Source organism: Sulfitobacter indolifex (assembly GCF_022788655.1).
Lineage (GTDB): Bacteria > Pseudomonadota > Alphaproteobacteria > Rhodobacterales > Rhodobacteraceae > Sulfitobacter > Sulfitobacter indolifex.
Genome location: NZ_CP084953.1, coordinates 181,950 through 206,281, shown reverse-complemented (window position 1 = coordinate 206,281; position 24,332 = coordinate 181,950). Strand labels below are relative to the sequence as shown.

The 24,332-nt window shown below is 55.1% G+C and carries 19 protein-coding genes; 5 read left to right on the top strand and 14 right to left on the bottom strand.

Annotated elements, in window-relative coordinates:
• Window positions 1-185 precede the first annotated feature (185 nt).
• From DSM14862_RS18370 to DSM14862_RS18335, 8 genes are all read right to left on the bottom strand, one after another.
• Window positions 186-1,550 (bottom strand): hypothetical protein, encoded by a 1,365-nt coding sequence (locus tag DSM14862_RS18370; protein WP_131541701.1) that lies wholly within the window; start codon window positions 1,548-1,550, stop codon window positions 186-188.
• 415 nt (window positions 1,551-1,965) lie between these two features.
• The gene (locus tag DSM14862_RS18365) at window positions 1,966-2,916 is read right to left on the bottom strand and encodes a glycosyltransferase family 2 protein (protein ID WP_007120898.1); all 951 of its coding nucleotides are present in this window, start codon (window positions 2,914-2,916) and stop codon (window positions 1,966-1,968) included.
• A gap of 165 nt (window positions 2,917-3,081) precedes the next feature.
• The gene (locus DSM14862_RS21820; protein ID WP_007120899.1) at window positions 3,082-3,807 is read right to left on the bottom strand and encodes a helix-turn-helix transcriptional regulator; all 726 of its coding nucleotides are present in this window, start codon (window positions 3,805-3,807) and stop codon (window positions 3,082-3,084) included.
• 254 nt (window positions 3,808-4,061) lie between these two features.
• Window positions 4,062-5,444 carry an exopolysaccharide Pel transporter PelG gene (gene pelG / locus DSM14862_RS18355; RefSeq protein ID WP_007120900.1) on the bottom strand — a complete coding sequence of 461 codons (1,383 nt, stop codon included), beginning with the start codon at window positions 5,442-5,444 and terminating at the stop codon, window positions 4,062-4,064.
• A 32-nt stretch (window positions 5,445-5,476) separates the two neighbouring features.
• Window positions 5,477-6,985: a GT4 family glycosyltransferase PelF gene (gene pelF, locus DSM14862_RS18350; protein WP_007120901.1), complete on the bottom strand. Its 1,509-nt coding sequence runs from the start codon at window positions 6,983-6,985 to the stop codon at window positions 5,477-5,479.
• Window positions 6,982-7,650: a hypothetical protein gene (locus DSM14862_RS18345; protein ID WP_007120902.1), complete on the bottom strand. Its 669-nt coding sequence runs from the start codon at window positions 7,648-7,650 to the stop codon at window positions 6,982-6,984. The genes pelF and DSM14862_RS18345 overlap by 4 nt, the downstream gene beginning before the upstream one ends.
• 34 nt (window positions 7,651-7,684) lie before the next feature.
• Window positions 7,685-8,713 (bottom strand): hypothetical protein, encoded by a 1,029-nt coding sequence (locus DSM14862_RS18340; RefSeq protein ID WP_131541703.1) that lies wholly within the window; start codon window positions 8,711-8,713, stop codon window positions 7,685-7,687.
• Window positions 8,710-10,137 carry a polysaccharide biosynthesis/export family protein gene (locus tag DSM14862_RS18335; RefSeq protein ID WP_007120904.1) on the bottom strand — a complete coding sequence of 476 codons (1,428 nt, stop codon included), beginning with the start codon at window positions 10,135-10,137 and terminating at the stop codon, window positions 8,710-8,712. The genes DSM14862_RS18340 and DSM14862_RS18335 overlap by 4 nt, the downstream gene beginning before the upstream one ends.
• 1,436 nt (window positions 10,138-11,573) lie before the next feature.
• Between DSM14862_RS18335 and DSM14862_RS18330 the strand changes: the two genes are divergently transcribed.
• The 5 genes from DSM14862_RS18330 to DSM14862_RS18310 all read left to right on the top strand — a co-directional run bounded on the left by DSM14862_RS18330 (window position 11,574) and on the right by DSM14862_RS18310 (window position 15,076).
• Window positions 11,574-12,089 (top strand): hypothetical protein, encoded by a 516-nt coding sequence (locus tag DSM14862_RS18330; protein ID WP_243254546.1) that lies wholly within the window; start codon window positions 11,574-11,576, stop codon window positions 12,087-12,089.
• Window positions 12,089-13,327, top strand: coding sequence for a hypothetical protein (locus tag DSM14862_RS18325; protein WP_007120906.1), 1,239 nt, complete (start codon window positions 12,089-12,091; stop codon window positions 13,325-13,327). Before DSM14862_RS18330 ends, DSM14862_RS18325 begins: the two co-directional genes overlap by 1 nt.
• A gap of 306 nt (window positions 13,328-13,633) precedes the next feature.
• Window positions 13,634-13,825 (top strand): hypothetical protein, encoded by a 192-nt coding sequence (locus DSM14862_RS18320; protein ID WP_007120907.1) that lies wholly within the window; start codon window positions 13,634-13,636, stop codon window positions 13,823-13,825.
• A gap of 199 nt (window positions 13,826-14,024) precedes the next feature.
• Window positions 14,025-14,582: a type II RES/Xre toxin-antitoxin system antitoxin gene (gene parS, locus DSM14862_RS18315; RefSeq protein ID WP_007120908.1), complete on the top strand. Its 558-nt coding sequence runs from the start codon at window positions 14,025-14,027 to the stop codon at window positions 14,580-14,582.
• A complete protein-coding gene (locus DSM14862_RS18310) occupies window positions 14,579-15,076 on the top strand; it encodes an RES family NAD+ phosphorylase (protein ID WP_007120909.1) in 498 nt (165 codons plus the stop codon). Before parS ends, DSM14862_RS18310 begins: the two co-directional genes overlap by 4 nt.
• 294 nt (window positions 15,077-15,370) lie before the next feature.
• Here DSM14862_RS18310 and DSM14862_RS18305 read toward each other — a convergent pair whose 3' ends face one another.
• The 6 genes from DSM14862_RS18305 to DSM14862_RS18280 all read right to left on the bottom strand — a co-directional run bounded on the left by DSM14862_RS18305 (window position 15,371) and on the right by DSM14862_RS18280 (window position 24,223).
• Window positions 15,371-16,309 (bottom strand): endo alpha-1,4 polygalactosaminidase, encoded by a 939-nt coding sequence (locus DSM14862_RS18305; protein WP_007120910.1) that lies wholly within the window; start codon window positions 16,307-16,309, stop codon window positions 15,371-15,373.
• Window positions 16,310-16,323: 14 nt separating this feature from the next.
• Complete coding sequence (gene galE, locus DSM14862_RS18300) at window positions 16,324-17,472, bottom strand: UDP-glucose 4-epimerase GalE (RefSeq protein WP_243254547.1); 1,149 nt, start codon at window positions 17,470-17,472, stop codon at window positions 16,324-16,326.
• Between the two features lie 13 nt (window positions 17,473-17,485).
• Window positions 17,486-21,379: a hypothetical protein gene (locus DSM14862_RS18295; protein WP_007120912.1), complete on the bottom strand. Its 3,894-nt coding sequence runs from the start codon at window positions 21,377-21,379 to the stop codon at window positions 17,486-17,488.
• A gap of 570 nt (window positions 21,380-21,949) precedes the next feature.
• Window positions 21,950-23,275, bottom strand: a complete 1,326-nt coding sequence (locus DSM14862_RS18290; protein WP_007120913.1) for a type II toxin-antitoxin system HipA family toxin — start codon at window positions 23,273-23,275, stop codon at window positions 21,950-21,952.
• A gap of 1 nt (window position 23,276) precedes the next feature.
• On the bottom strand, window positions 23,277-23,525 hold the full coding sequence (locus tag DSM14862_RS18285; protein WP_040701867.1) for a helix-turn-helix domain-containing protein: 249 nt from the start codon (window positions 23,523-23,525) through the stop codon (window positions 23,277-23,279).
• A 359-nt stretch (window positions 23,526-23,884) separates the two neighbouring features.
• Entirely contained in the window at window positions 23,885-24,223 is a 339-nt protein-coding gene (locus DSM14862_RS18280; RefSeq protein ID WP_050770456.1) for a c-type cytochrome, read from the bottom strand.
• Between the last annotated feature and the right edge of the window lie 109 nt (window positions 24,224-24,332).

Genomic DNA, 24,332 nt, shown 5'->3' with positions numbered 1-24,332 from the left:
GCGCCTTATAAGGCGCATCGAGATGTGCTGGTTACTCTCGATGAAGGAGGCCGAGACAAAGATGATCGGCCTGTCGCTTCGAACCCTATTCTACCCCGATCGGCAACCATAGAAGGGTTCCTGCACGCCTCGTGTGGTGGGTGCCTTATGCCGAGGACATCGCAAAGATGGCTATGCTCTTTTGCTCACATCGAGGGGCCCTTTAGGAGGATTTTTCCTCTGTTGGCCTGGACTTCCATTTTTAGAGCGGCGGGCAAGCCTTCGGCTTGGCGAGAGTCCGAAATCTCCAAGCAGGCTTTTGGCGCACTATGGCAGAGCACAACCCGGTGACCGGTCAACTGTTGCATCCGAAAACTAAGCGCGAGGTCGCTTTGAAGATGGGCAGCCTTCGCGCTATCTAATGTCAGCACATCGCCGTAGACGAGGACCGGTCGTTCGATAACCGGGTCTATCTCACGTAATGTAGCGCCCACCATACTCGTTTCGGCCTGCCAAGGACGGTGTTGGGTGTAGTGAAGAAACGTCTGCAACAGATAGGAAAGAGCCACCAGCAGCGTCAGATTGCGCATCAGACGTCCGGCTAGAGTAGGGCTTTCACTGAGCAGGGCTGTCGCGCGCACGACGATCACAGCGTAATAGAGCCACGCGAAGCTAAATGCACGTGCAGGTACGACGACACCTAGCTTGAGAGCCTGCAACACCATCAAGGCCATGCCGACCCATAGTCCAGCATGCAAATAGAGCGCTTCGCCTGGGGCTCGTTTGATCAAGACGCACGTTGCAATGAGCAATAAGCCTATATGGAAATAGGCGGCTGGTAGAAAATTATAGGAGCCGACCGCCAATAGGAGCTCAAATGTATCCTTCACTACAGCCAGGTTGGTGATCATACCTTTCAGATCACCGGCAGGTGCTGCATTCCGCCAGTCTGCGAGCGGCACACCGAATACACCGTGAACGTGCCAGTTTACCGCGTATGTCAGTAAAACGGCGACAGCAAAGCTGCATATAAAGAGTGTCACAAGCCCCATCAAATCGCCCAGGGAGCGCTCACGCGTGCGCATGAGGCATACAGCCAGCAGGATCAACGAATAGGTTGGGTAGGCCCAAAAGCTGATGATGACGAAGATGGGTAGCAATGCGCGCAGGCTGCGTTGCGATAGCCCGCATCCTAACACTGCATATAGTGTGACGACTGCGAGGCCGGGAATCAGCGTGTTGAACCAAAGAGAAATAAGAGTGGCAGGAGCTGATCCCAAGATGAACAGCGACAAGGCCGCTATGAACCACGGATGTCCTTCGCGTCCCATAGCAGCGACAGCGAGAGCGGCGGCCAGAAGGGCCCAAAGGATCTGGTAGACTGCAAAGTTCAGCCATGCGGGGGTCTCTATGCCGCGTAGATGCCAGATGTAATTAAGCCAGCGTCCCTCATGCAGTGTTTTGTTCCAGAACAAATCTGCTTCGCCGAAAAGTGCAGGATAATCATCGTGCCGAATAAAGGGGTCTGTGAGGTTGGGGAGCGACACGACGCAAACGGCCAATAGGGTCACCCAGAACGCTCTTAGGAGAGGGTGCCTGACGGCACTTTTAGGCAGTGCGTCTGGTGGGGGAGCGGCGTATGCCGTGCAATCTGTCGCGAGTGTCACATGGCACCTCTTTTATCGCCAACGCGCGCGGCGAGGACCCGAGCACGGGCTTGAGCGATCCGCGTCACGGTGTTTTGCGGCAGACGTGGCATGACAAGGCGACGGAGTTTCCATCGGATATCCCCTCCCTCTTTGATTGATACGCCTTCGGGCACCCGATGTTGGGTAATGGAGTACGGCGAGGCTGAATGCGAGGCCATTGGCGGTCCCTGAACCCAAACCGAAGCGCAGGAAGGTGAGGTAGAGCCCTACGTAAAGAGCGGCGACCAGGGCCCCTATGAACGCGAATGAAAAAACCCGATTGGAGTGAAGCACACCCTCAACCCACTTCACGCAGGGGAAGTAATGCGGCGCTGCGTGTATCTTCGGATACAAAGTAGAGAGGTCGGTTTTTGGCCTCGATATAGAGGCGCCCAATGTACTCTCCTAAGATACCCAAGGTCAGCAATTGCACCCCCGAAAACAGGCTGATGGCCAACACAACAGAGGCCCAGCCGGGGGCGGTCTGATAAATAATCAACGAATAGGCCACATAGACCATCATCAGTGCGGCAAACCCAAGGCTGGCGAAGGACATGCGGGTCGCGAACTTCAGAGGTTTGGTCGAAAATGCCGTCATTGCATCGGCTGCAAACCGCATCATCTTGCGGAGAGGGTATTTCGTCTCGCCGAGCGCGCGCGGCGCGCGGGTGTACTCGATGCCAATCTGACGAAAGCCGGCCCAAGCAAACATACCGCGAACAAAACGCGCGCGCTCGGGCATTAGCAAGACAGCATCAAGCGTTTTGCGGTTGACCAAACGGAAGTCTCCGGTGTCTTGAGGGATATCGACATCGGACATTGCGTTCAGTGTGCGGTAGAACGCCCAAGCTGTTGCACGTTTGAAAAGTGTCTCGCCTTGTCGTTCGCGGCGGCGTCCGTAGACCACGTCATAGCCGTGGTCCATCAAGCTCATCATGTCGCCCAGCAATTCAGGGGGGTCTTGCAGATCGGCATCGAGCATAAAAATGCGCTCGCCTTGGGCGGCTTCAAGACCCGCCGTCAGTGCGATCTGGTGGCCGCGATTGGCGGATAGTTTGATGCCACGCAAACAAGGGCAGGTCGTACGGGCGCGCTCGATAGCGGCCCATGTTCCATCTGTAGAACCGTCATCGACCAGCACAATTTCTGCGCGTGTTCCATAAGAGGCGATCACCTGAGCAAGGCGGTCTATCAAGCCAGGAATTGACGCTTCTTCGTTCATGCACGGCACAACAACGGAGATCAACATAGGGCTACCTTGGTATCTGATTTCGTTCACATTCGCGTTAAGGATTTAGCGATAGAATGTGTCTTCATTAAGGTAGGATTTAGCCCTCAGGGATGTGGATCAATTGGCGGTTACTTGGTTACTCTTTGGGGGTGCGCGCCTAAGCGATCTGCGGCTCTACTTGGGTCACGTCAGCGGCGTTGGCGCATGGAGGTTTTGTGCGTTTGGCGTGCTTAAGAGATCCCGAGCGAGCAAGGCGGCTTGCGTCCGGTTGTCGACGTGCAGTTTGCGCATGACTTGCCGCACGTGGCTTTTTACCGTGGCTTCGGATAGCTCCAGATCTCGGGCGATCTCTTTGTTGGAGTGGCCATTTGCAAGGGCGTAGAGCACCTCGTACTGACGGCGGGTGAGGTCAGGATTGTCGGGGTTTTCTGCTGCAAGTAGTTGGATTGGCCCCAAAGGCGCTTCCGCGGGTTGCGGCAAATAGGACATTTCAGAGGGAGCAGCTTCAGAAGCCCGCACATGTGGGACATAGCGCCCCCCTGCGATAATAAACCCAAGCGCTGCGGAAAGAACTTCAGGTGTCTCTGAGGCATTCAGGACACCATGCAGGTCCAGGTCCAGCGCGACATTAATACATTCAGCGGATTGAGTGTCGACGATGACGGCAACCGGCTTGTTTGACAGGCGCATTGCCGCCTCAATACGTGCGCGCCCCTCGACGCTGCCAATGCGCTGTGATCCTAAAACGATGAGCGTGAGGGCGGGTGTGCAGGCATTTAGTTCCAGCTCACTGGCTTCTCGAACAATAAAACCATTTGGTTCAGCCCAAGTGTTCAGCTGATTGGCATATGCCGCCCGTCTGAATGGCAGTGTATCGAGCAGTACAATGAGAGGCTCCTGAGCAGACATGTATTAATACCTTTGGACGCGGCGGGCGTTCTGGAATGTAGCCGAGTGCCATTGTCCATTGTAATCGGATCTACGGGGCTTGTTAAAAGTATCGGATAACGATGAAAATTGGCTAAGACTGTAACGCATTATGCCCATAATAAGGCTTAAAAATCAACATGAACGCGGGGTTGGGTGGGCAAGGCTGACCGCATTGCGATCTGTGCGCTCTAAAAATCTGCAACTAGTGCATTGTTATTTATGTATTTTATTTTTTACTTGTAGAAGAGCGCTTCGTTTCCGGTAAGATAACAATGCCGTAAAACATCGCGCAGTGTTGCGTGTGCGTATATGGTGGCCACGATACTGGCGAGGGCGGAAGCGATCGTGAAGCCAAGTGCGGTCGTGCCATAAACGGCAGATAGAATCGCTGTGCTTGCCACGTTCGTCATCACAAACAACAGCTGTAAGGTTAGGAAGGCCTGTTTGCGATTGCACAAAATGAGCACCGCTGAAGTCGATAAAAATAGAATGTGTAGCAGCGAGCCGATAAGGGCAGTGCGCAAGATCAAAAATTGGTCGAGCAGTAGGCCCGCGAGAGAAGCGGCTGCAGGGGCTAATAAAAGCAGCAGACCAGAGAGGGCGAGTTGCGTCAGTAAGGTGCGATGAATACCCCGCCAGAGCTTTGCAGACAGCGCTTCACCAGCCTGTTCTGCAGCCTTTAGCGACGCGCCATGGGTCAATGTGCTTTGAAATTGTGCCATCGCATGACGGGCAGGGCTTTCAAAATGGATAGTCAGAGCAGCGAGCCCGGGAACGGCTGAGAGATGCGCCAGAAACAAAGCGCTGTCATATGTCGGAGAATGTGCAAACCCGGCTGTTGAAACCAAGCCATTCGGCCCGGCCCAAGCAATCCATTTATCGGCCCAAATCCCTGCGATTGCAAAAAAAGCGCCGGCGGCGAGGGGCCAGGTAGTCCCGGCGGTTTTCCTCAGGTCCACGACTGTCTTGCGCAGTAAAGCGGGAGGCAGATCAATAGCGTAGAACGGAGCCAAGCAAAGCGCAAAAGAAAGAGCGATCCCGGCGGTGAAGCACCACACGAGAAGGGCGCCGCTGATGGAGAACTGAATGCTGAATTGACACAATGTCAGGGCCAGCCCCATGCCGGCCGCAAATGACAAAACCAGATGTGGGCGAAGCCGACAGGCATTCATGATGATAAATGCTGTCCACATCATAGCAGAGGAGGAAGTTAGGACGACAAAGGCCAGCGCGAGTTCCGGATCGCTCAGCCGCAACGCAAATACAACCACTGCCGCCAAGGCTTGGGCGGTGATACCTGCAAGCCCGCAGGTGACGAGCATAAGTGCTGCTAGGGCGGAATCGTGATGCGGCGGCTCTGCGGTATTGGTGATCAAACGTGCAGCGGTCACTCCAAGAGGGGCCGCCACCATAGGTGCGATCATAAAGGCATATACCACCGTAAGACGGATATCTTCCAATGCCTCTGGGGCAAGCCACCGTTCAGCGGTCCGTCCTATTAAGGCCAGCGTCACAACAGCGAGAACCCACGGTCCAGCGGCGACGATCAGGGCTTCTAATACTTTGCGTATTGGGCTCAGAAGCGGCCCATCGAGCCACCAGTCCGTTTTGGACATGACCCCATGAAACCTGTTGATCCAGCGACGTCTCATGGAGAAAGCTCGCGATAAAGGGCCCCATATGCCCCAGAAGAAATTTCAGAGGTAAAGCTGGTTTCTACGCGTTTGCGCAACACTTCCCCACAGGATCTGCGCAGAGTGTCATTGGACAGCAAACGAATGACGGCTGCACCAAGAGCGTCCGGGTCCATGGGGGGCACCACAAAGCCGCCCCTACCGAGTGCAGGGGCTTCATCTGCCGTGCCCTCCAGGATTTCTCTGCACGATCCAACATCGGTTGCCACACAAGGGATGCGCGCGGCACCGGCTTCGAGCAGGACAAGGGGCTGGGCTTCACTGATTGAGGTTAAAAGCATGACATCAAGAGAGGGTAGGATGTCAAAAATGTTCATTCGGCCCGTGAAGCGCACGGTATTTTCCAACTGCAGTTCGGCCACGCGGCGCTTGCAGGCCTCGAAATAGTTTGGATCTTCGTCGGTCGGACCGATGATAAGGACTTCCACATCTGGTACAGATTGGCGGATGACCGCGGCGGCGCGGATGCAGTTTTCGATGTCCTTGATGGGCACCAACCGCCCGATAAGACCGACGGTAGGGCGGGCTTTATTTTGCACAGGGCAGAGCCCTTCAAATTTTTCCAACATAATGCCATTGGGAATGATCGACATTTGCTCATCTCGCGCGCCTAAAGCGCGCTGGAAGGTCTGGTTCGCCCCGTAGAGCGTGGTGATGCGATCTGCCTGCGCGTAGGCGACTTGGGCAAAGCTATCAAACATTTGGGTCCATAGATCGCGCACGTCACGGCGCCTGTCATGAACGGCAAATCCTTTGTGAATACGATCCTCCAACCAATCGGCCATCAACAGATCAATTCGTCTTTCATTCGTATAGATGCCGTGTTCGGTTATGGCCGAACGTGCGTTCATCTCGCGGGCTGCGCGAACGGCATAAAGTCCAGCATAACCTGTAGAGATCGCATGATAGATTTTTGCCCGGGGGAGGGGGGCCGATAAAATGGACATCAAGCCTCCTACGAGGGTGCGCCAAGCCCAGAATGTATCGCTATAGGAGGCTTCAGGAGCGAGCGCGCGCGCGCAGATATTGAGCGCCTCCCATGCGGGTTGCGAGGAGATGAAATCAGCGTGGTCGGGCTGCACCTCTTGCCAAGGCAAAGCGGGAAGGGTGCGCCCTATGGGGGTGGTCGCGATTTGGCAAAGTGTTTCAAAAGCATCCACATCGGCGGCATCCCAAAAGCGCTGGAGAGCGTCACCATAGATTTGACCGTCAAGTAAAGGACGGCCCATACGTGGGCGGCGTGCCTCAGGGGCCAATGGTAAGACCCGAAAATCAGAAACATTTGGGGGGAGTTCATATTTGATTTCGCGGGGATGATGATCTGCGGTGATCGCAACAATCGCAAATGTAAGGTCAGGCTGCGCGCGAATGAGCCAGTCAAGCCATGAAGAAACGCCGCCTGTGATAAAAGGGTAGCATCCTTCGACGACGATGCAGACATCCACTTCACCTTGAGCGGTCATTTTTGACCTCTATTCGGGCATGTGTGAGCGCTATGTGCGATCTGCTCAAGGTCCAACAATGTCTGTGGGTCCACAAATCCCGACTTCGAAATCGTTTGAATTTCGGCCGCCAGGGCAGAAGCATTCAAACCGGTTTCTTTCGCCATCACCCTGCGCGCGCGATCGGCGTAAATGTCACGCAGCTGTGTTAAGACGGCAGCAGACTGAGCGCGTATGGCGGGGATATCAGAGACTTGAGCGCGGTCTAAGGCGGGGCGCAACTCTGGCGTAAAGTAGCGTGCAATGGCCGCCAAAGCGGCTTGCTGCTCGCGTAAGCTTCCCGATGAAAATACCGTCACAAGAGGTAAGACGGCCCGGTCGCGCATCAGCGGTCGGCGCCCTTGGGCAATATCTTGAGCAATACGTTCCGCGCGGGTTGGTTTGCAAAGGATCGGGTCTGGCGTGGGCTGCGCGGTCCAACGCAATGGGCTCGTCGCCAAGAGTAAGACTGGACCACAAAGCGGGCCGAAGGTCACCGCGGAGGTAGCAAAAAACAGGGCGGCTGACCGGTCGCGGATCATCAATATGCTTACAAGAGCTGTGGCGAGGCTGGCATATAGAGCCACTGCGATCCAAAGGCCAAACTTGAGCGCAATGAGGGCTGTGATCAGGCCAATGAGCGTCATGCAGATTGCGCAGGCCCGTTGCAAAGGAATGAGGTTACTCACGATCCCAAGTATCAGCCTGCTGGCTTTCTGGCGCTTCCAGTTCGCGGCTCAGGCGCTCAATGGCGATGCGGGACAGTTCCGATATGATCTCTAAGCGGGCTGTCGCGGCGTCTGCGCTCTCGCGGTCAGGAGCGTAATAGATCACGAGGGCCGTCATATCGTTGTCTGTTTTGGGCTTCTGGCGGGCGACCCGCAACGCGCCTTCCTGAGAAACCCCCAGGTCTTTGAGCAATATCGTATGTGAGCGGCCCTTTTTGCCCTCGAGATTTTTAGTGATTAACTGGGCCAAAGTGGTGGCGTCACTCTCATTTTCGGGTGTCGTTCCGATCACAAACTCGCCGCGCCCTTGGGCCGAGACGACCAAGGCCACCGGGCCATCGAAAAGAGCGTCGGCAGCGTCTTCAAAACTATGCGGTAGATCTGCACCATACGATCCTGCCAACGCTGCAAGTTCGGGCAAAGCACGGTGGAAAAGAGCCTCTTTGGGAGCTGTGTCGGGTTTGGGAGCTGTGTCGGGTTCTGGGGCCACACCCGAGGCGGCTTTGCTTTCCAGAGCCGCCACCATGCTGTCCATGCGTTCCACCTCTTCAGCAAGGCTGCCGGATATCTTTTCAAGGCGCACCACCTCGGCCCGTAACCCATCCGTCTCTTCGATCTCTTTTTGTCGGTAAAAGCCAACAATCAGGGCGACAACAAACCACTGTAAAGGAAGCACCGCTGCGCGGGCTGCGTAAACGGTAGCGCTTTCGTCGATGAGGCGTTCGGGAAGGCCGACCAAAAGGGTGGCAATGACACTGGTGATGGCCCCCACGGCGACGCCATTTTGCATCGCGGCAATGACGATCACAATCCAGAAGGGGTGCAAGGCTAGGCTGCTAAAATAACCAGGCTCAAGAAAAAGCAGTTCCGCGCCCGCGATGATCAGCAGCAAAACAACCGACCCCAGCAATCCTCGTTGGAAGGTTTCGCGGGGACGGGGAGTTCGGTGAACGGTGTCGCTTTGCAGTCGCGTAGCGCTCATTCTTGATGGTCCTCAGCAGAGACAAGAATTGTATCGTCGGGCGGCTCGACGATGACAAGGTCTCCGGGCAGTAAGAGGAAATCTTTGTGGACTTCAAGCGTCTGGATTTGCGATCCGCGGCGCCGTTCTACGCGAATAGTGCTATCGGCTGTACCACCAAGGTCCATGATTTGGGCTTCGACGGAGACGATTTCAGCGTCCAGCGCGTTGCGATCGGCCAGGGTTTCAGCCACAGAAAGGGCAAGTTTGCTATCCGCTTGCGCGTAAGAAAAGGCCACATCACGGTCATGGCGATCAAGAGCATGACGGGCTTCACTGACGCGGCTTTCTGCATCTTCCACGGTAAGATCAAGGTCACCAAGTCGTCCGTTGAGGGTATCAAAACGCAATTCGTCATATCTGCGACTGGTGCCGCACCGTCCGCGGCAATCTTCACCGATCTCGGCCTCTAATTGATCGCGCTGACGGCTTAGCAGCGCGTAGCGTGCGCGTACTGAATTGCGCCGTGTTTTGGCGATTTCCAATGTGTTCTCTAGATCGGCGCGTATGGCGACATCCCGCGCCTTACGCAAAGCTGTTTCAGCCAGAGCGGCTTGGAGAACGGCGGTCTCTCCATGGACTCTGTCGCGACCCAGCTGAGTGTGCAGTGACTTGACCCGATCAGACGGGAGGCTCAAATCTTGCGCGCCGGCACGCTGTGCCGTCAGACGGGCATGGCGTAACATGAGCCCCGCCCGCAAGGTTCGCAATTCACGGCTGCGGGCATCTAAAGTGCGATATAGAGCTGTATCTGCCGTGCCCCCATCTGCGCCGGCTTTGGCCAGAAGCGCGCGCACGGAGAGGTTTGGGGTGAACTCATAGCTTCCCGGCGAGATTACAGTGCCTTGTATGAGGACGGGCGGACGCGTCTCGAATGAGGCGGTGACCGTTGCCGCGATGCCCATTTCGGCTGCCAAAGCTGTGCTCACAGGGCCTTCCAAACAGGCAGGCCCTTGCCCGGCAACGGGCAGGCGGCCGATGCCTGGTACCGCAATTTCTCCTGCCGCATCGACGGTGAAGGTGCCAGAAAGATCACGTCGTTCAAAGCGTTCCGTACTGTTTGCTGCCTGAGCGAAGACCCGCAATGTGAGGCGGTCCCCGGAGACGACGAGGTCGGCTTCTGAGGTACTGTGCTCGCAGGATTTTTTAGTGAAAAGAGTTTCACTCACGCTTGGCAGTTTTTCAGAAGAGCGCGCCGCTGCAACTGTAAAATCGGGCTTGGTGCGGCTGGCAAGGACCGGTGTTGTATGGTCTGTTGCCGCCAAGTGAACTAAAGGAGTTGTGTCGGGAATCCGGGTGGCGAGCGCTGGCAAGTTTTCGATGCCACCCACTGCAACCAATGCAACAAGGCCCAGGCCAGCTTTGGAAAGCGTCGCGGTTAGCATGCTGGTCCTTTCTACACGAAGGGAAGCCCTAACGTCTTAAACAAAAAGTTTTTTTACATTTTACTGCTGCCTTATTCTTTCCACAATCCTCCATAAGGTGGGTCTCGCCCATTTCATGCAGAAGTTATAATTCGAAAGGTGCATCGATGGCGTACTTTTGGCTTGGGGTGTCACTCTTTTTCGCACTCTGGTGGTATCCACGTGCATCGGAAGCCGCCTGCGCGGGGGAGCGGTTTTTGCCGAACCGCGTGATTGCGCTGGTCGACCAGCGCGAAGAGACCTCTTTCGAAACAAGTCGCATCGCGCGCCATCTGGCAGGACCTTTGGCTCAAAAAGGGTTGTTTCCTCTTTATGTGGATGTCGCATCACCCCTTCCTGCTACGTTTGATAGAGCCCCTATCGCCGGTGTCCTAAGCTGGTTTTCTTCTGATGTGCCCGCCCCCCAAGGGGTCGCGGATTGGCTTGCTGCAAAAGAAAGAGAGTGTGGTAGAGCGCTGCCCCATGTGGCGATCGGTGAACTGGGGGGCGCCCCCCTTTGGCATCAATTTGGTGTAGACCGGGCCCGGGCGGCCATCTTGCATGATGGCGCGCGCGATAAGATTGAAACTGCCCGAGGCTGGAAGTCGCCCGAAGGATTGCTCGAGGTGCCACCGGGGTTGGTTGTGGCGCCCGTGGTTCCCTCAGGGGGCGTGCCGATTGTGCGGATGAGCGCGAACGATGGCGCGCCCCGGGTACTTGGGTTTCAGCGCGGCATTCAAACGTGGCTTTCGGACCAGCTTTTGGCGGATCGCGCAGAAGGGACCGCCGCCGCAGTCGATCTGGCGCGTGTTTTTTTGTCTTATACTGGCACAGATCCCACTCCGGTGCCGGATCTTGCAATGTTTCAGGGACGTCGCATCGCTCTTTCAATGCTGCTTGCAGAAGGATGGCAACTTCGCGCCCCGCCTTCGGGAGGGGCGTCTCTTGGCATCCCGGTCTATGCTTTTGCCCGCCAGATCTTCGAAGCAGAAGGCGCCCCCGTTACCTTTGGTTGGCCTGAGCCTTCTCTTCAGGAGCTCTCCGATGAACCCGGTGCTGCAGCTGCAGCAAGCGCTCTGAAAAAGGCGCGCCATGTCCACAGTCTTCCTCTTACAAAGGCTGACGGTTTTCTGTCTTTTGGGTCACCTGTTGTTCTTCGGCTCTTGTCCGCAAGTCAGGGAGGGTGGGGCGCATTCCCCCTGCCTGATCAAGTCGCAGTGGCCCCGCTTATCGGACCTTCAGGGTTTGGCGACCCAACGGGCTTGTATGCGCGCGCCACAGCGGTCGCACGGAGTGAGAGGCCGTGGCCTTTTGCGCCAGATACGCTCGTGGTGCGGGCACAAGATTTGCTTACAGAGAGCGGACGGGCAGCTGTGATACAGGTGCGGGCGCTTCATACTTCAAAGGACCGGGCCGCAATGAGTGTGGTTCAATACGCTGAACTGCTAAAGGGTGCCGTTTCTACCCAGATCGAGCCTCTCGGGTCGCATGTATGGCGGATCGCCAATCGCGGTGCCTTGCACACAGTGCGGTTTGATCGCCCGGGAAATTTAGCCCTAGATATGGGCCGCAGCATGGGGGTGTTGGGGTCTTGGCGGTTGGGCTCTGCACTGTTCATCGCGTTGGACCCGGCCATTGAGACGCCTGTGATCGCTTTAGGTCCGAAGCACAGCTTCACAGATGCTGCTTTGCAAGCAATTGAACTGATCGAGGCGGGTCCAAAGCTGGAGCGCTTGCACCGTGACGGATGCCGAACGACGGCTCTGGTCGAAGGCACAGGTCAGATCACCGTCCGGGCGCCGCTCAAACCCGATATCCGCCTTGCGCAGGACCGTTTGCCCGTCTTTTCATCTGGGCCGAATTTATGGCAATTTATGGTGCCAGACCATCTTGCAACATCAAGAGAGCTAACCTTGATGGTAGGGTGTCCTTGATGCGGGACCGTGACATCGTATTGCCCCTTGTTTTGTTTGTGGTCTTTGGGGTCGGTGCTGCTTTTTTTCTGGTGCCCAAGGGGGAACTGGATCAAGAGGCACAACTGACCTCATTGTCTGAAACCCAGGCGCTGAGCTTGCTCAATGCAGCAAAAGACCCTCTTTCACCGCCTCTTGCTTTTCGGCAAGCAGAGTTGACGGCCGCCACAGGCAACGGCGCATTGGCCGATAGATTGTTGGCAGACCTCACAGCGCGCACCGGACCCACAGCCAGTATTGCAACTGCCCGTGCCGATCTTGCGTTTCGCGCCGGCAATCTACGACAGGGAGCAAATTACCTTGCCGCTGCTCAAAGCCTTTCGCCAAACGACAACCAGCGCCAGAAGTTAGCGGATACCTATCGCCGACTTGGCGATAGCGCCGCAGAACGCACAGTCCTCTCCACGGTCCCATTGACGAAGCTGACGGCTTCAGAGCGCATCCGGTTGGTTGATCTCATGGCGGCGGATGGTGCGATTTCGCAAGCATTGGATGTGGCGCATTCCGCTTTGCTATTGCCAGGACAGAATAGGTCAGCTTTAGCAGAACGCTTTGCTGCGATTGCCCTGAGCGCAGAGCAGCCCGATCTGTTGATCCAAGCGACCCCCATTGTACTCTCAGAGCCAGATGGGCCAGCCATGATGATGTCTATTGCCAAGGTGATGACGGCGCGGCCACGTCTCGCAAAGACATTCGCTGCAGCCGTGGTCTCTCAAGTGCCGGATGCCAGAGCTCTTTTAACAAAAGCATTTACGGAAGTGAGGCTTTACGACGCTGCGCGCTTGATGATCCAGCCTTGGGTGACCTTCGGCTCGGTGACAACCGAGGGCTGGGAGGCCGTTATACTTTACGCCGATAGAAGTGGTGACATTGGCCCTCTCAAACATCTGTTGCAGCAAATGCCGGTACAGGAACAACCACCAAAGAACGTGTTTTTGCCTCTCATACGATACGATGGCGAGGGCGCGCTCTTGCCTTATCAGCTTTGGTTGACGCCTGAGTATCTTGAGAAAGCCCCTCTGGTGGACGCAGCATGGGCGCTGACACGGCAGCGACCAGATGAGGCATTTGTTGCTTTGCAGCAGGGTGTACAAACGCTCCATGACCAGACGCTATGGCTTGCCCTCGCGCGAAGGCTGCAGGGTACGGAGTATTTTGACCGTTTGCAGGAACTGTCGGGCGATGCGCTTGATCCTTAAGAGCCTGTTGCAAAGCCGGTCTTCTCCGTATTCGTTCAGGTCCTTAGAAAAGACGGGGGTCGTCAAACTCGACCGCGGTCCTAAAAGATCAAGCTCCGCACGACGCCACCCCCGCCACTGCCCCACAGTTTGCAGTGCTGGGTATTGGCTCCCTTTTGTCTCAGGAACCAAGATTTGCATAAGACAAGGCTCCGCGTGACAGGATGGTGAGTTTTATGTCCAGCCGCTCTATTCGTTGGCAATGGATTGCGGAAGCCTGTAACTTTCTCCAAGTACCGGTCTTGGCGGTCAGCATTCCGCCTGAATATGACTGGTTTTTTTGACGCGACCCAAGATAACGTCAACTTTGGCATGGATATGAGCTTCTATGCACGCGGCGTAATCGACGCCGCTGAACTTAAGGAAGCAAGCATCGTAAGGATGACCCCGGACGGTAGTAAGCCGTTGGATCGCAAGGTGGCCTTGGATAAGGGCATCAGAGCTTCTCAACGCCTGTAAAGCTTTCAATGAAACAGTTTTCCGTCCCTTCAATCGTTCGGATTTCCTCAATGGGGACGAGCCCGCCCCCAAGAGGCGGTTGGTGCCACTCAAGGCCTCGGGAATCTGGATGCGTTCGCGCTTGAGTGATCGCTCTTGATATCCTATGGCCACGTGTCACATTATATGCGACACGTGGCGCGATCAAAGGAGAGCTTTCATGACTGCAACAGCTTCATCCGGCCTCGGCGGTAAGCGTCGAGCACCACCAAGATCGGCTAAGGTTAAGGCGCATGTTCTGGATACTGAGAACCGGGTTCACCTCAATTTAAATGAGACTTTTGGAGCCTATCATCTGTTGGGTGGCGCCGACATATTCGCAGATGTGGTTAAAAACTCGCTGGAAGCTCACGATGAGATAATGAAAGGCTTCTCAGCAGATGCCTTAATCCACCTGGTTGAGAGCGTCTCAGTACTCTCAACCGGTGATGCGCTAGCGAAAGCTATAGGCATGAGTTTGCGTACGCTTCAGCGTAAGAAAGCAAGTTCGAAGGTTGATCGCCTGTCAACTGAGCAAAGTAGCAGAGCATGGCAGTTTGCTGAAATTCTAGCTCAAGCAATTAGTGTTTTAGGCGACCAAGAAACAGCAGAAAACTGGATGCTAGAGCCTGCTTTTGGCCTCGATAACCGGCGCCCAATTGATCTTCTATCTACGACGGCCGGAGCTGAAGCCGTAGAGAACTACCTTACCAGGCTGGAGTACGGAGTTTATACGTGACCCCGCTTCCATCTCCAATCGGTTCTGGAGAATTGCGGTTCTGGCGACTTGATCAAAAACGACATGCTCCCACTTGGTCATCGGGTGAAGGTTCGTTTCAGGTCGGGGGCCGCTGGAATTCTGTGGGCGTGCGAGCAGTTTACTGCGCAGTAGATCCCTCCACAGCAATCCTTGAAGTTGCTGTGCACAAAGGTTTCAAGGCACTTGATACTGCTCCACACACTCTGACATCAGCTCGCGTTATCGATCTTAATGACGTTCATGTTCTAGACGTGAGCGATATTCCGAATTCTAATTGGCTGGTTCCGGGTGCACATGGACCGGGACAGAAATCGTTCGGCGATGAGCTGCTGAAAGATCATATTTTTGTACTGATCCCGTCGACGGTCAGTCGGCATAGTTGGAATCTGATGTTCGATGCAGAGAAAGCTAAAGATCGGTTTGATGATATCCAGCAAGAGCCCTTCGCCTTGGATCCTCGGCTGCACGTCTAAGGTATCATCAAAAGATACCCCTACGGCCTCCAATGCTCTAAAATGTACCCATATAGAACACGTTAAGGAGGACACGGCAGCGACCAGATGAAGCGTTTGTTGCTCTGCAGCGGGGCGTGCAAACGCCACATGACCAGAGGCTATGGCCTGCTCTCGCGCGAAGGCTGCAGGGTACGGAGTATTTTGACCGTTTGCAGGAACTGTCGGGCGATGCGCTTGACCCTTAAGGGCCTGTTGCAAAGCAGGTCTTCTCCGGCGCCGCGGGACGCTTCTCAATAACCAGTGAGCTCGAGGTTAAGGAGCACTGGGGACAGGCGGTGCAAGTGAAGAGAAACTGCCATCCAGAACAATATAGGGCGCATACCCTTTGACGTGCGCTCTATTCACCATGTCTTCGGCTTGTGCCTTCGCGGCGAAGTCCAGTGAGAGAACCGGAATGCCTTCGGCAATGTAGTCTTCTTGCAAGGCTGTATGCAAAACAGGGGTATCTGCGCCGCCAAATCCATCTTCGATCATAATGCCGTCGATCGCAGCACGATACGTGTTGAATGCAGCTCGGCTTTTCGACCCGGCATCTCGGCCTACAAACACGCCATTATTGACAATAATCAGAGCGTTACAGCGCACTGTCCGCGCTTCGGCTGCTATTTCTTGAACGAGAGATAGCATGACCTCAGCTGCCGCGGGCACATCTGACGGCATGTCTGGCGCTTTGTCTTTCAAAGAGCCCGCCACAAAGTAATTCAGCGCGTCATCAAGAAAAAGACCGTCGACGCCAGTGTTCATCAAGCGGATGACACGCTGCCGAAGTATTTTTCGCCATTCGCTCCGCCAGAACGCAGCGAGCTTGTCACCGGTCGATGTCTCTGGCCCAAGCCACGGGGGCGTTTTTCCGTCTTCAGGCCAGTAATCGCGCCAAGGCTCTACCTCCGTGAGGTTCAGATAGGCCAATACGGGCCGCTCGCCCTGACGGCGTATCCGCTCCATTTCCTCTGCGGTGAAGGTAACTTCACGCCCATCCGACGTATCAGCTGCGCCGATTTTTGTCGCCTCGATGATCAAGAGACCATGCGGCGCCTGTGCCAGTGTTTCCGCTTGGAACGAAGCCCCCCAATATTGAACGCCATAACCGGATTTGAGCGCCGAAGTGAGGCGCAGGGCTCTGCTATCAGCCGGCTCTGTGCAGGCGAGGCCAGGCAGAGAGGTCAGCGAAGCTGCTGCGGCAACAAACATGCCGAGAAACCTTTTCAATTGAGGATGTCTCGGCCGCCAGGCGCCGCTAGATATGTTTCCGCTGCTGCTGCGTGATCGGATATGATCTGATGTGTGAGCGAGGGCATGCACATACCATTGTTCGACTTGTCACGCTCACGTTTTTGAAAATTCCAATGATCGCGACACATTTCTTCGAGACCGAGCTCAGGCTTCCAGCCAAACAAAGCACGACTAAGCGATGGGTCTGCCAATGAGGCGGAAACATCCCCCGGACGACGCGGGCCCCTCTTATAAGGAACTGGAAACCCACAAGCTTTGGAGAATGCGTGAAGCACTTGCAGCACCGTATAGCCCTGACCCGTGCCCAGGTTGACTTTGCGATGAGGTGTATAATCCGCCGAGGCTGAGAACAGATGCTCCACCGCAGCGACATGTCCGCGTGCAAGATCAACGACATGGATGTAGTCACGGCTGCCTGTGCCGTCGCTGGTCTCATAGTCACTGCCATGGATTTGTATGTAGTCTCTTATTCCTGCAGCAGCTTGGGCGATATAAGGAAAGAGATTGTTCGGCACGCCGCGGGGGCACTCGCCAATGAGCCCGGACGCATGGGCGCCAACCGGATTAAAATAGCGCAACGAAATAGCCTGAAAATCGGCCAGTGAAGCCGCGGTGTCGTCAATGATTTCCTCGATCATGAGCTTCGTCCGCCCATAAGGATTAGAGACAGAAGTGGGGGCTGTCTCGCAGATGGGAAGCACCTCAGTGTCGCCATAGACCGTGGCTGAAGATGAGAAGATGAGCTTTTTGCACCCGACCTCCCGCATCGCAGAGAGCACGGATACCGCACCTGTAATGTTGTCATGATAATAGAGCAGTGGATTAGCAACTGATTCAGCCACAGCTTTTTTGCCAGCAAAGTGCACCACCGCGTCAATCTTGTGGCGCTTTAGCACATCCGCCATTAACTGCGCATCGCGTACATCGCCTTCCACCAGGCGCACATCAGCGGTGCCTGCAATCAAGGGAATTCGTGCAACCCGGTCACGGTCAGAGTTTTCAAAGTTATCAAGAATGACAACCGAATGGCCTGCTTTTAAAAGTTCGACTGTGGTGTGTGAGCCGATGTATCCAGCCCCACCAGTGGTGAGAATGCGCCTCTTCATTGTGCTCTCCTTCATCACATGCTGCTAATCACAGCATCCATGATCCATCATTGAACTGGAAATTTTGCGTAGCGAGCTGGGCACGCTCAAGACCCACAAGATCGACAAGATAACCGTCTCCGAAGGTCAGTCTTGTCCCTGTATCGTAATCTACAAATGCGTTCAGAATGTCTTCTTGGGTTTGCCAAGGGGATGCGGCTGCATCAGAGCGCCAATCCAATACAAAAATTTCCGCAAGGGGGTCGAAATCCAAAACTGTCGTGCCAGCGGACTCCATTTTAAGGACGAATACATCCTCTCCTGCGCCGCCCAGTAGTACATCCGCGCCGCCCTGACTGATAAGCGTATCATCCGCAGAGCCACCCATCATAATCTCATTGGCGGATGTACCTGCTGTGCTGCCCTCGACATAGTCCACCGACAGCACGTTCAGCCCCTCTCCCAACACAAGCATCATCCCCTCAGACGTCACTTGGTGGGCCGTGAGCGCACCGCGGATAATGACATTTCCATCCCCCCAATCCGCGCTAAGATTGAGAGACAGATCACCCCCGCCTATGATTTCAGCGAGAAGATTACGCCCATCACCGCTGAGCGACACCAATTCTGATCGGTCCGGAAGCGCGGTCAGACGCGTTACATCTTCGACCGCTCCCCCTAGGGTAATCTCAAACTGCCCACCGCCCTGCGGCAGAAAGACTTGGGTCCCTTCCCATGCATACCAGCCAGAGACCGCGCTGATTTGTTCGCCGACATCGAGCGCAAAACGTCCCGCGGCATCACCGGAAATTATCTGCGCCGTTATGCTGTTATCTGTCCGGTTGAGTGTGAGCTCGCTGGCTTCAAATGTCTTAATGCGTTCAGCGAGATCTTGGCCCGTTACGAACTCGGTTCCGGATGCATGTGCCAAGGCAAGGAACTCATCAAACAGCTCAAAAGTGTAGGATGAGGATTCATTATCAAATGACCATTCGGTCGGCCCGTAATCATGCCATGGGAAAGCAATGATAGGAGTGTCGGCATTGTTGGTGATGTCTAAAAGTTCGGCGGCCCAAACGGCCGCGGCCTCTTCCAAGGAGAGGTTTTGAAAGTCGAGCAGAGAAAAATCGAAACTCATGTTTGGCGCAAGATACACTGTTTTTTGGTCAGGAGTGAGGTACCCAAAGGCGCCTGGGTAGCCGGCACCCTCGCCAGAATACCCCCCCGACAGGTAGTCAAAAAATCGGATAATCTCGAGCGACGTATCAAGCGTTTCGGGAGCACCTGGCACAGCCGCCCCCGTGATGTCGATACCAAGCCTTTGGGCGATTTCGAGCGTAGAGGTCTCGAACTGGAAGCGGAAGGAGTTGTTCAGTACTTCCTGTTCTGACACGGATAACTCCCAAGGATTGAGGCTATCAGGATCGCGCGGATCGATGCGCGCGAGCAAGTCCAGCAGCTCAGGGGTGTCGCCCCTCAAAAGGTTCGTGTCTTCTGGGTGCGTGTAGCTGTGTGTGCCGATCTCATTCCCCATGGATAGGATCGCATTGTAGTAGGGCAGAGAGACGGACCAATCGGTCTGTTGATCTGGCGGGTTTGCCCCAACATTTATGTAATAAGACCCCACGAAATCATATCGCTCTTTCCAGTCCGCCAAAATCGGTACGAGACGATCGTAGATGCCTTCATCCAACACAGCCACGTCATAGTATTCTTGGCTTTGGTCCATGTCGTTGCGCGAATAGAAGAGGGATGAGCCGCGTGACATTTGCAGTCCGATACCTGCCGTGCCCGGATCATCTTTGGCAACCCAGTCTATGGCTTCGTGCAAGATATTGGAGTTGCCAATGACCGCGTCTGTGGCGAAATGAACATTGCGGTTGTTGTTGAGATCTGTGGCAATAACGGCTTCTTCTGAGATTTGGACACCGTTTTGTGTGAGAACTTGATCAAACAAGACTTCGGCAGTTCCCGTGACGTCTTTAAAGTGCAGATATGAGGTCAATGTCTCATAGTGGTCGATCGAGGCGCCTGCGGTATAGCCCTCCAGTATTGAATGGCTTGCATCTCCTGCGACCACTTCAACCCCTTGTGTCGAGCCAAACCCCTCGAGGGTGACCCCTAGAAGAGATTGCATCCGTGCGTAGGAGTTTCCGGCCAGCGCAGCACCGGTCTCGTCATTGGTCATGAAATTGCCTGCAGCGATCAGGCCAGTGCCGCTTTGTGCAGCAAGGCTTAACGCCTGGGTGATCTCATCAAGCTGATCTGCGCGGACATTGGCAAAGCTGGGGAAGACCAAAGCATCATATTGCGCTAGGAGTGCTGCATCGGTCAGGGCGGTTTCGTCCAAAAGATCGAAGGGGATGCCTGATTGCATGGCCTGGTTTTGGGCGGACATGATCAATTGACCATAATTCGTAATGTTGAAGTAGTTCGCAGCCGTTGTTTCTGAATAGACAATGCCCACGCGAACATCAGGCGTACCTGGGAAACTGGCGGGCGTGCCGGCAATTAGATTTCCGTTTGCATAGTCCCCTGGAAGGTACACAGAGTTATTGATGTCGGAAAATATGCGGATTTGGGTCTCAAAGCTGGCAAAACTGCGCGGCAAGGCAATTTCAGCTGAGCGTCCACCTTCGGCATAGCGGATATCGAGGGTTGCGACGAACACCTCGCCGGCCCCTCCTGTATAGAGAGCTGCAGTCCCGTCTTGAGCGATCTCAATGTTGTATTCCGCTCCGCCCGCAAAGCCCCAGATCTGATGACCTGTAGACCGGTTTAGGTCGGTATCCAGCCAAATGGTTGTGCCAGCCCCGATCCCTGTGTCTGACGTGAGGCCAATAACGGCCCCTTCCTCCACGACATCGGCAAAAATCTGTGCGCCATTGTCGGCCGTCGTATAGAGCAAAGTCGAGGCCGGATGTTCGGACAAAACACCGTCAATTACATAGGGCCCAAAGACGATAGGAGCCGGTGAAACAGTGTCACCCACAATAAGGTCTGTGTTTGAATAATCCCCCGGTAGAAAAACCGAATTGTTCACGTCCGCTAAGACACGAACCGCATTGGTGATACCTGCATCGGCCAAGGACACAGCCACTTCTGCGATGGTGCGGTCGGCATTGTAGCGCAGGTCGAGATCGCGCACAAAAACCTCCCCCGCGCCACCGCTGTAAAGAGCTGCAGAGCCATCTGCAGCAATCTCAATGTTATATTCTGCACCGCCTGCAAAGCCCCAGATCTGATACCCGGTGGAAGGATCAAGATCTGTGTCGAGCCATATCGTCGTGCTCTGGCCAATCTGAACGGGGGCATTGATTGCAAAGACAGCGTAGCCTTCCGAGATCGCTCCGTGCAGTGCCGTGCCATCGTCTGCAGTATAAAGCGGTGCATTCTCGGTCCAATCGGCCAAATCGCCGTCTAGCGTGAACTGCCCCGCAGCAACAGGCGCAGGCCCGGACTGCTCGCCTGGTCCGACGATCAGGTCGATGTTTGAATAGTCATTGGGAAGGAAATACTGATCATTCACATCTGCAAAGACGCGCAGATACTCCTGCAGTGCCAGCACGGAAGAAGGGAGCGCAACTTCCATCACGGTCTTGTCGGAGTTGTATTGCACTTCGAGCGGGGCAACAAAGGTCTCGCCTACGCCGCCCGAGTAGAGCGCCGCCGTTCCGTCTGACGCGATTTGAATGTTGTATTCGGCGCCCCCCGTGAACCCCCAAATTTGGTGGCCGGTTGATCGGTCAAGATCGGTATCAAGCCAGATTGTGGTATTTGCCCCAATGGGGGCGGTGCCACTGATTGCGAAGATCACACCATCAGGCCAAGTCTCGCCGTAAAGAGAATACCCACCTGACCTTGTTTCAGTAAACAGTGGTCTGCTGCCTGCCCAATCACTCATGTCCCCGTTGATGGTTTTTGAGCCGATCTGAACTGACATTCTGCTGTCTCCTAGCGGGGTGATGGCGCCCTGTATGTAGGCGCCTTAGGTTTTTACTTATTATCCGCCGGAGGATGGCTGAGGCGCAATTGTGCAGAGGGCTTAGAGCAAAGCTGGCAATCTTATCACAAAGGGGGATTTTGCTGAAGAAATGCACCCTTTGGTGCGCAGGCTATCCTCCTTTTGATGTCTGTCTTCGGGTTCAAAAGCACCATGGAGAGGTTTGGTCACCCACGCCTCTTGAACTTGAACAATGGCGAAATGATTTTCTAACCCTAGGCGAGAGCAACCCGACAACGCTGAAGAGCGCGTACAGATGGGGCGGATGCCTTCAGCATAAAGTGGGTCCATATCACCGTATTCAGGTTCAAAAATGCATGAGGATCTTAGGCACCGCGATGTTTCCTTTGCGACAGGCCCAGACACCTTCGGGCGAAACCGCATTGGAAATGCATATTTTCACGTGCCAGAGATAAGCTGCCTTGTTCGTCGAGTTGAGAAACCGGGTGCAGAGTTCCTTGGCCGCCTCAGGGGAAACAACGGTCTCCAAATTCGATGTAGCCTCGTTCCTTAAAGCAGCTGCCTGACTTGCGTGGCTCGCTCCATGGCCTCACTTTCGATCGGATCACTGACGGTGTCTGGGGCCAGTTTTCCAAGCTTGAGCCGGGTCCGATCCAACGCGGCGTCAAGCCGCTCTGCCATATCATACAATAGCTCTAGGGCGCGGCCTTTGGGCAGTCCGGCAGCGCGCGCTTCGGCTTCATAGTGGCGAGGTACTATCTCGTCGATACCGTAGTGGCCGTCGATCGACATGGCGAGCCGATAGCGTTTCCGTTGCAATCGCCCTGCGCGCACGATCGGGGCGATGCTTAAGATATCATAGAGAGGCGCCAGCCTAAAACGTCCCTGACGTCCCAGATGAAGGCTGAAGTTTTTGGCATGCCCATCCGAGGCACCAATCAAGTAAAAGAAAATTTGCGCTCGAAAGAATGTCTCTCGATCCTCGATGGGCGTATCGGATTCCCGCAGCAGCTCCATTATTTGCCCGATACCAGGGCCACCGGCTTTCTGGTATTTCCTCGCGGAGGGATACCCCAATGACTGGCAGATATCCTCCTGAGGCAGGCGCATCAGTTTGTCCCCTCGCCAATCCCGATCAAAGCGCTCAACCGACAGAACCATCTGGTCGGGAAGGGTGATCTTCTCGACATGCGCGGCAGGCAACCCGATTTCACGTGCGAGGGTCATACAAAACAATTCATTCTCGACACTGTCGCTTAGGTCGATTTGGTCCGGACCGGGGAGAACCCCCATAGGCGTTTTGAAAATATGGCTTGTTGGTGTGATGCCGCGCGGCTTGGCCCACTGACTATCCACTTGAAGGTAGGCTGTCTTTTCTTGCGCACCGGCGATGGAAATCCGAAAATCATCGTCGTCGCCCTGTGCGAGTGGCGCTGCTGCGAGGTTCTTTAGGTCAGCTACAATCTCCTCTTCCGAGATGATGCGATACAACATGTCTTGTTCTGATGGGTCCTCCCCCATCGGTAGAAACTGAAGCGCCCCTACACAATCGCGCCCTAATACCGACAGTAGTGAGTATACATCCTGTCCGGCAGCGCCGACGCGTGCGGCGATCTTCTCCCGCAGGTCTCCTTCTGCATCGGGCAAAAGGTTGTCGAAGGCGGCAACCACCGGATTGCCATGCCATTTCGTCTTAGACAGCGGCAGTACGCTGGCAACAGGAAAGGCCGTGTCGGATTCCAGCCAGTCGACATCATAGGTGAAGCCGATTGCGCCATCCGCTCCCCGTGTCAGGGTTCCGACTTTGGATCTCTCGTACCATACAGCAGTTTTACTTTGGCGTCTGCTGCGACCGGTGCGGGGAATGCGCGCCATTTCAGTTTATGTCTCGACCGGACAGACGGTCTGACACGGAAAGCTCAGCGCCCATGGCTTCAAGCAGGCGCAAATAAACATCGAGACTCGCTGCCACAACGCCGTTTTCGATGTCCGAAATGGTAGATTGGGCAGTACCTGTAATTTTGCCCAATTGCTTTTGACTCATGCCCTGCGCAGTCCGCCGGGCGCGTAAAGCTGTGCCTGCCTGCCGCAAACTTCGGACGGGGTATGCGGACGTATTGCTCATGGTATTTTGATAGCTCCGAGGCGATATTACCAACTTATAGCTTATAAGCTAAAAAATGTAAATATCGCCTATAGACTATAAACTATCTTATTGTCCTCAACCCAAATCGGCCATCGAATGATCGCCGAAGCTCCTGAACACGTTGGCCTAGACCGGATGCTCTTCTGACTGACAGGGTGATAAAAGACGAGGATGCCGTGGGTCGGCTGAGACGTCGGCCAGCGACATCACTGGCGGCGTCTACACACCAACGGCAATTCCGCAGCGGATTGATGACTGTTTTACCCGGATTCTGACGACAGCTGGAGAGATTTCTGACCCATGGGCGCTTCACAGCGCGTATCAGCGCGATTGCTCCCTTAGCGCTGGATGCTTTCCAGATAGACAAGCAACCCTGCCAGCTCACGCGGTGTTGGTGTAAGAATGCCGTTTATTTCGACCGGCACCGTATCATGTGCCATCGCTCCCCCGAACTGTGGCATGGCGCGCTCCATATGGCGCTGCTCTGGGTGCCCATAGATGTAGCTGAGTGCCTGCGCGCGGGGAAAAGTGCCGTCGTTCTTGCGGGCCAGAAGGGTCAAGTCTGCAGGAGCTGAATCAAGTTCTGCCGCTAAAGCCCCGTTTCCTTTTCCTGAGGCTCCGTGGCACGAAACGCAATTTTCCGCGTAGAATTTAGCGCCATCGGGTGCTTCTGGCATGGAAGGTATTGCGCAGGCTGCAAGTGCGGTACCAGCACTCGCCAAGAGGAATAGAGGCAGTTTGAACGATGGCATATTTATTCCTTTACGTGGCGAAGCAAACGAAGCT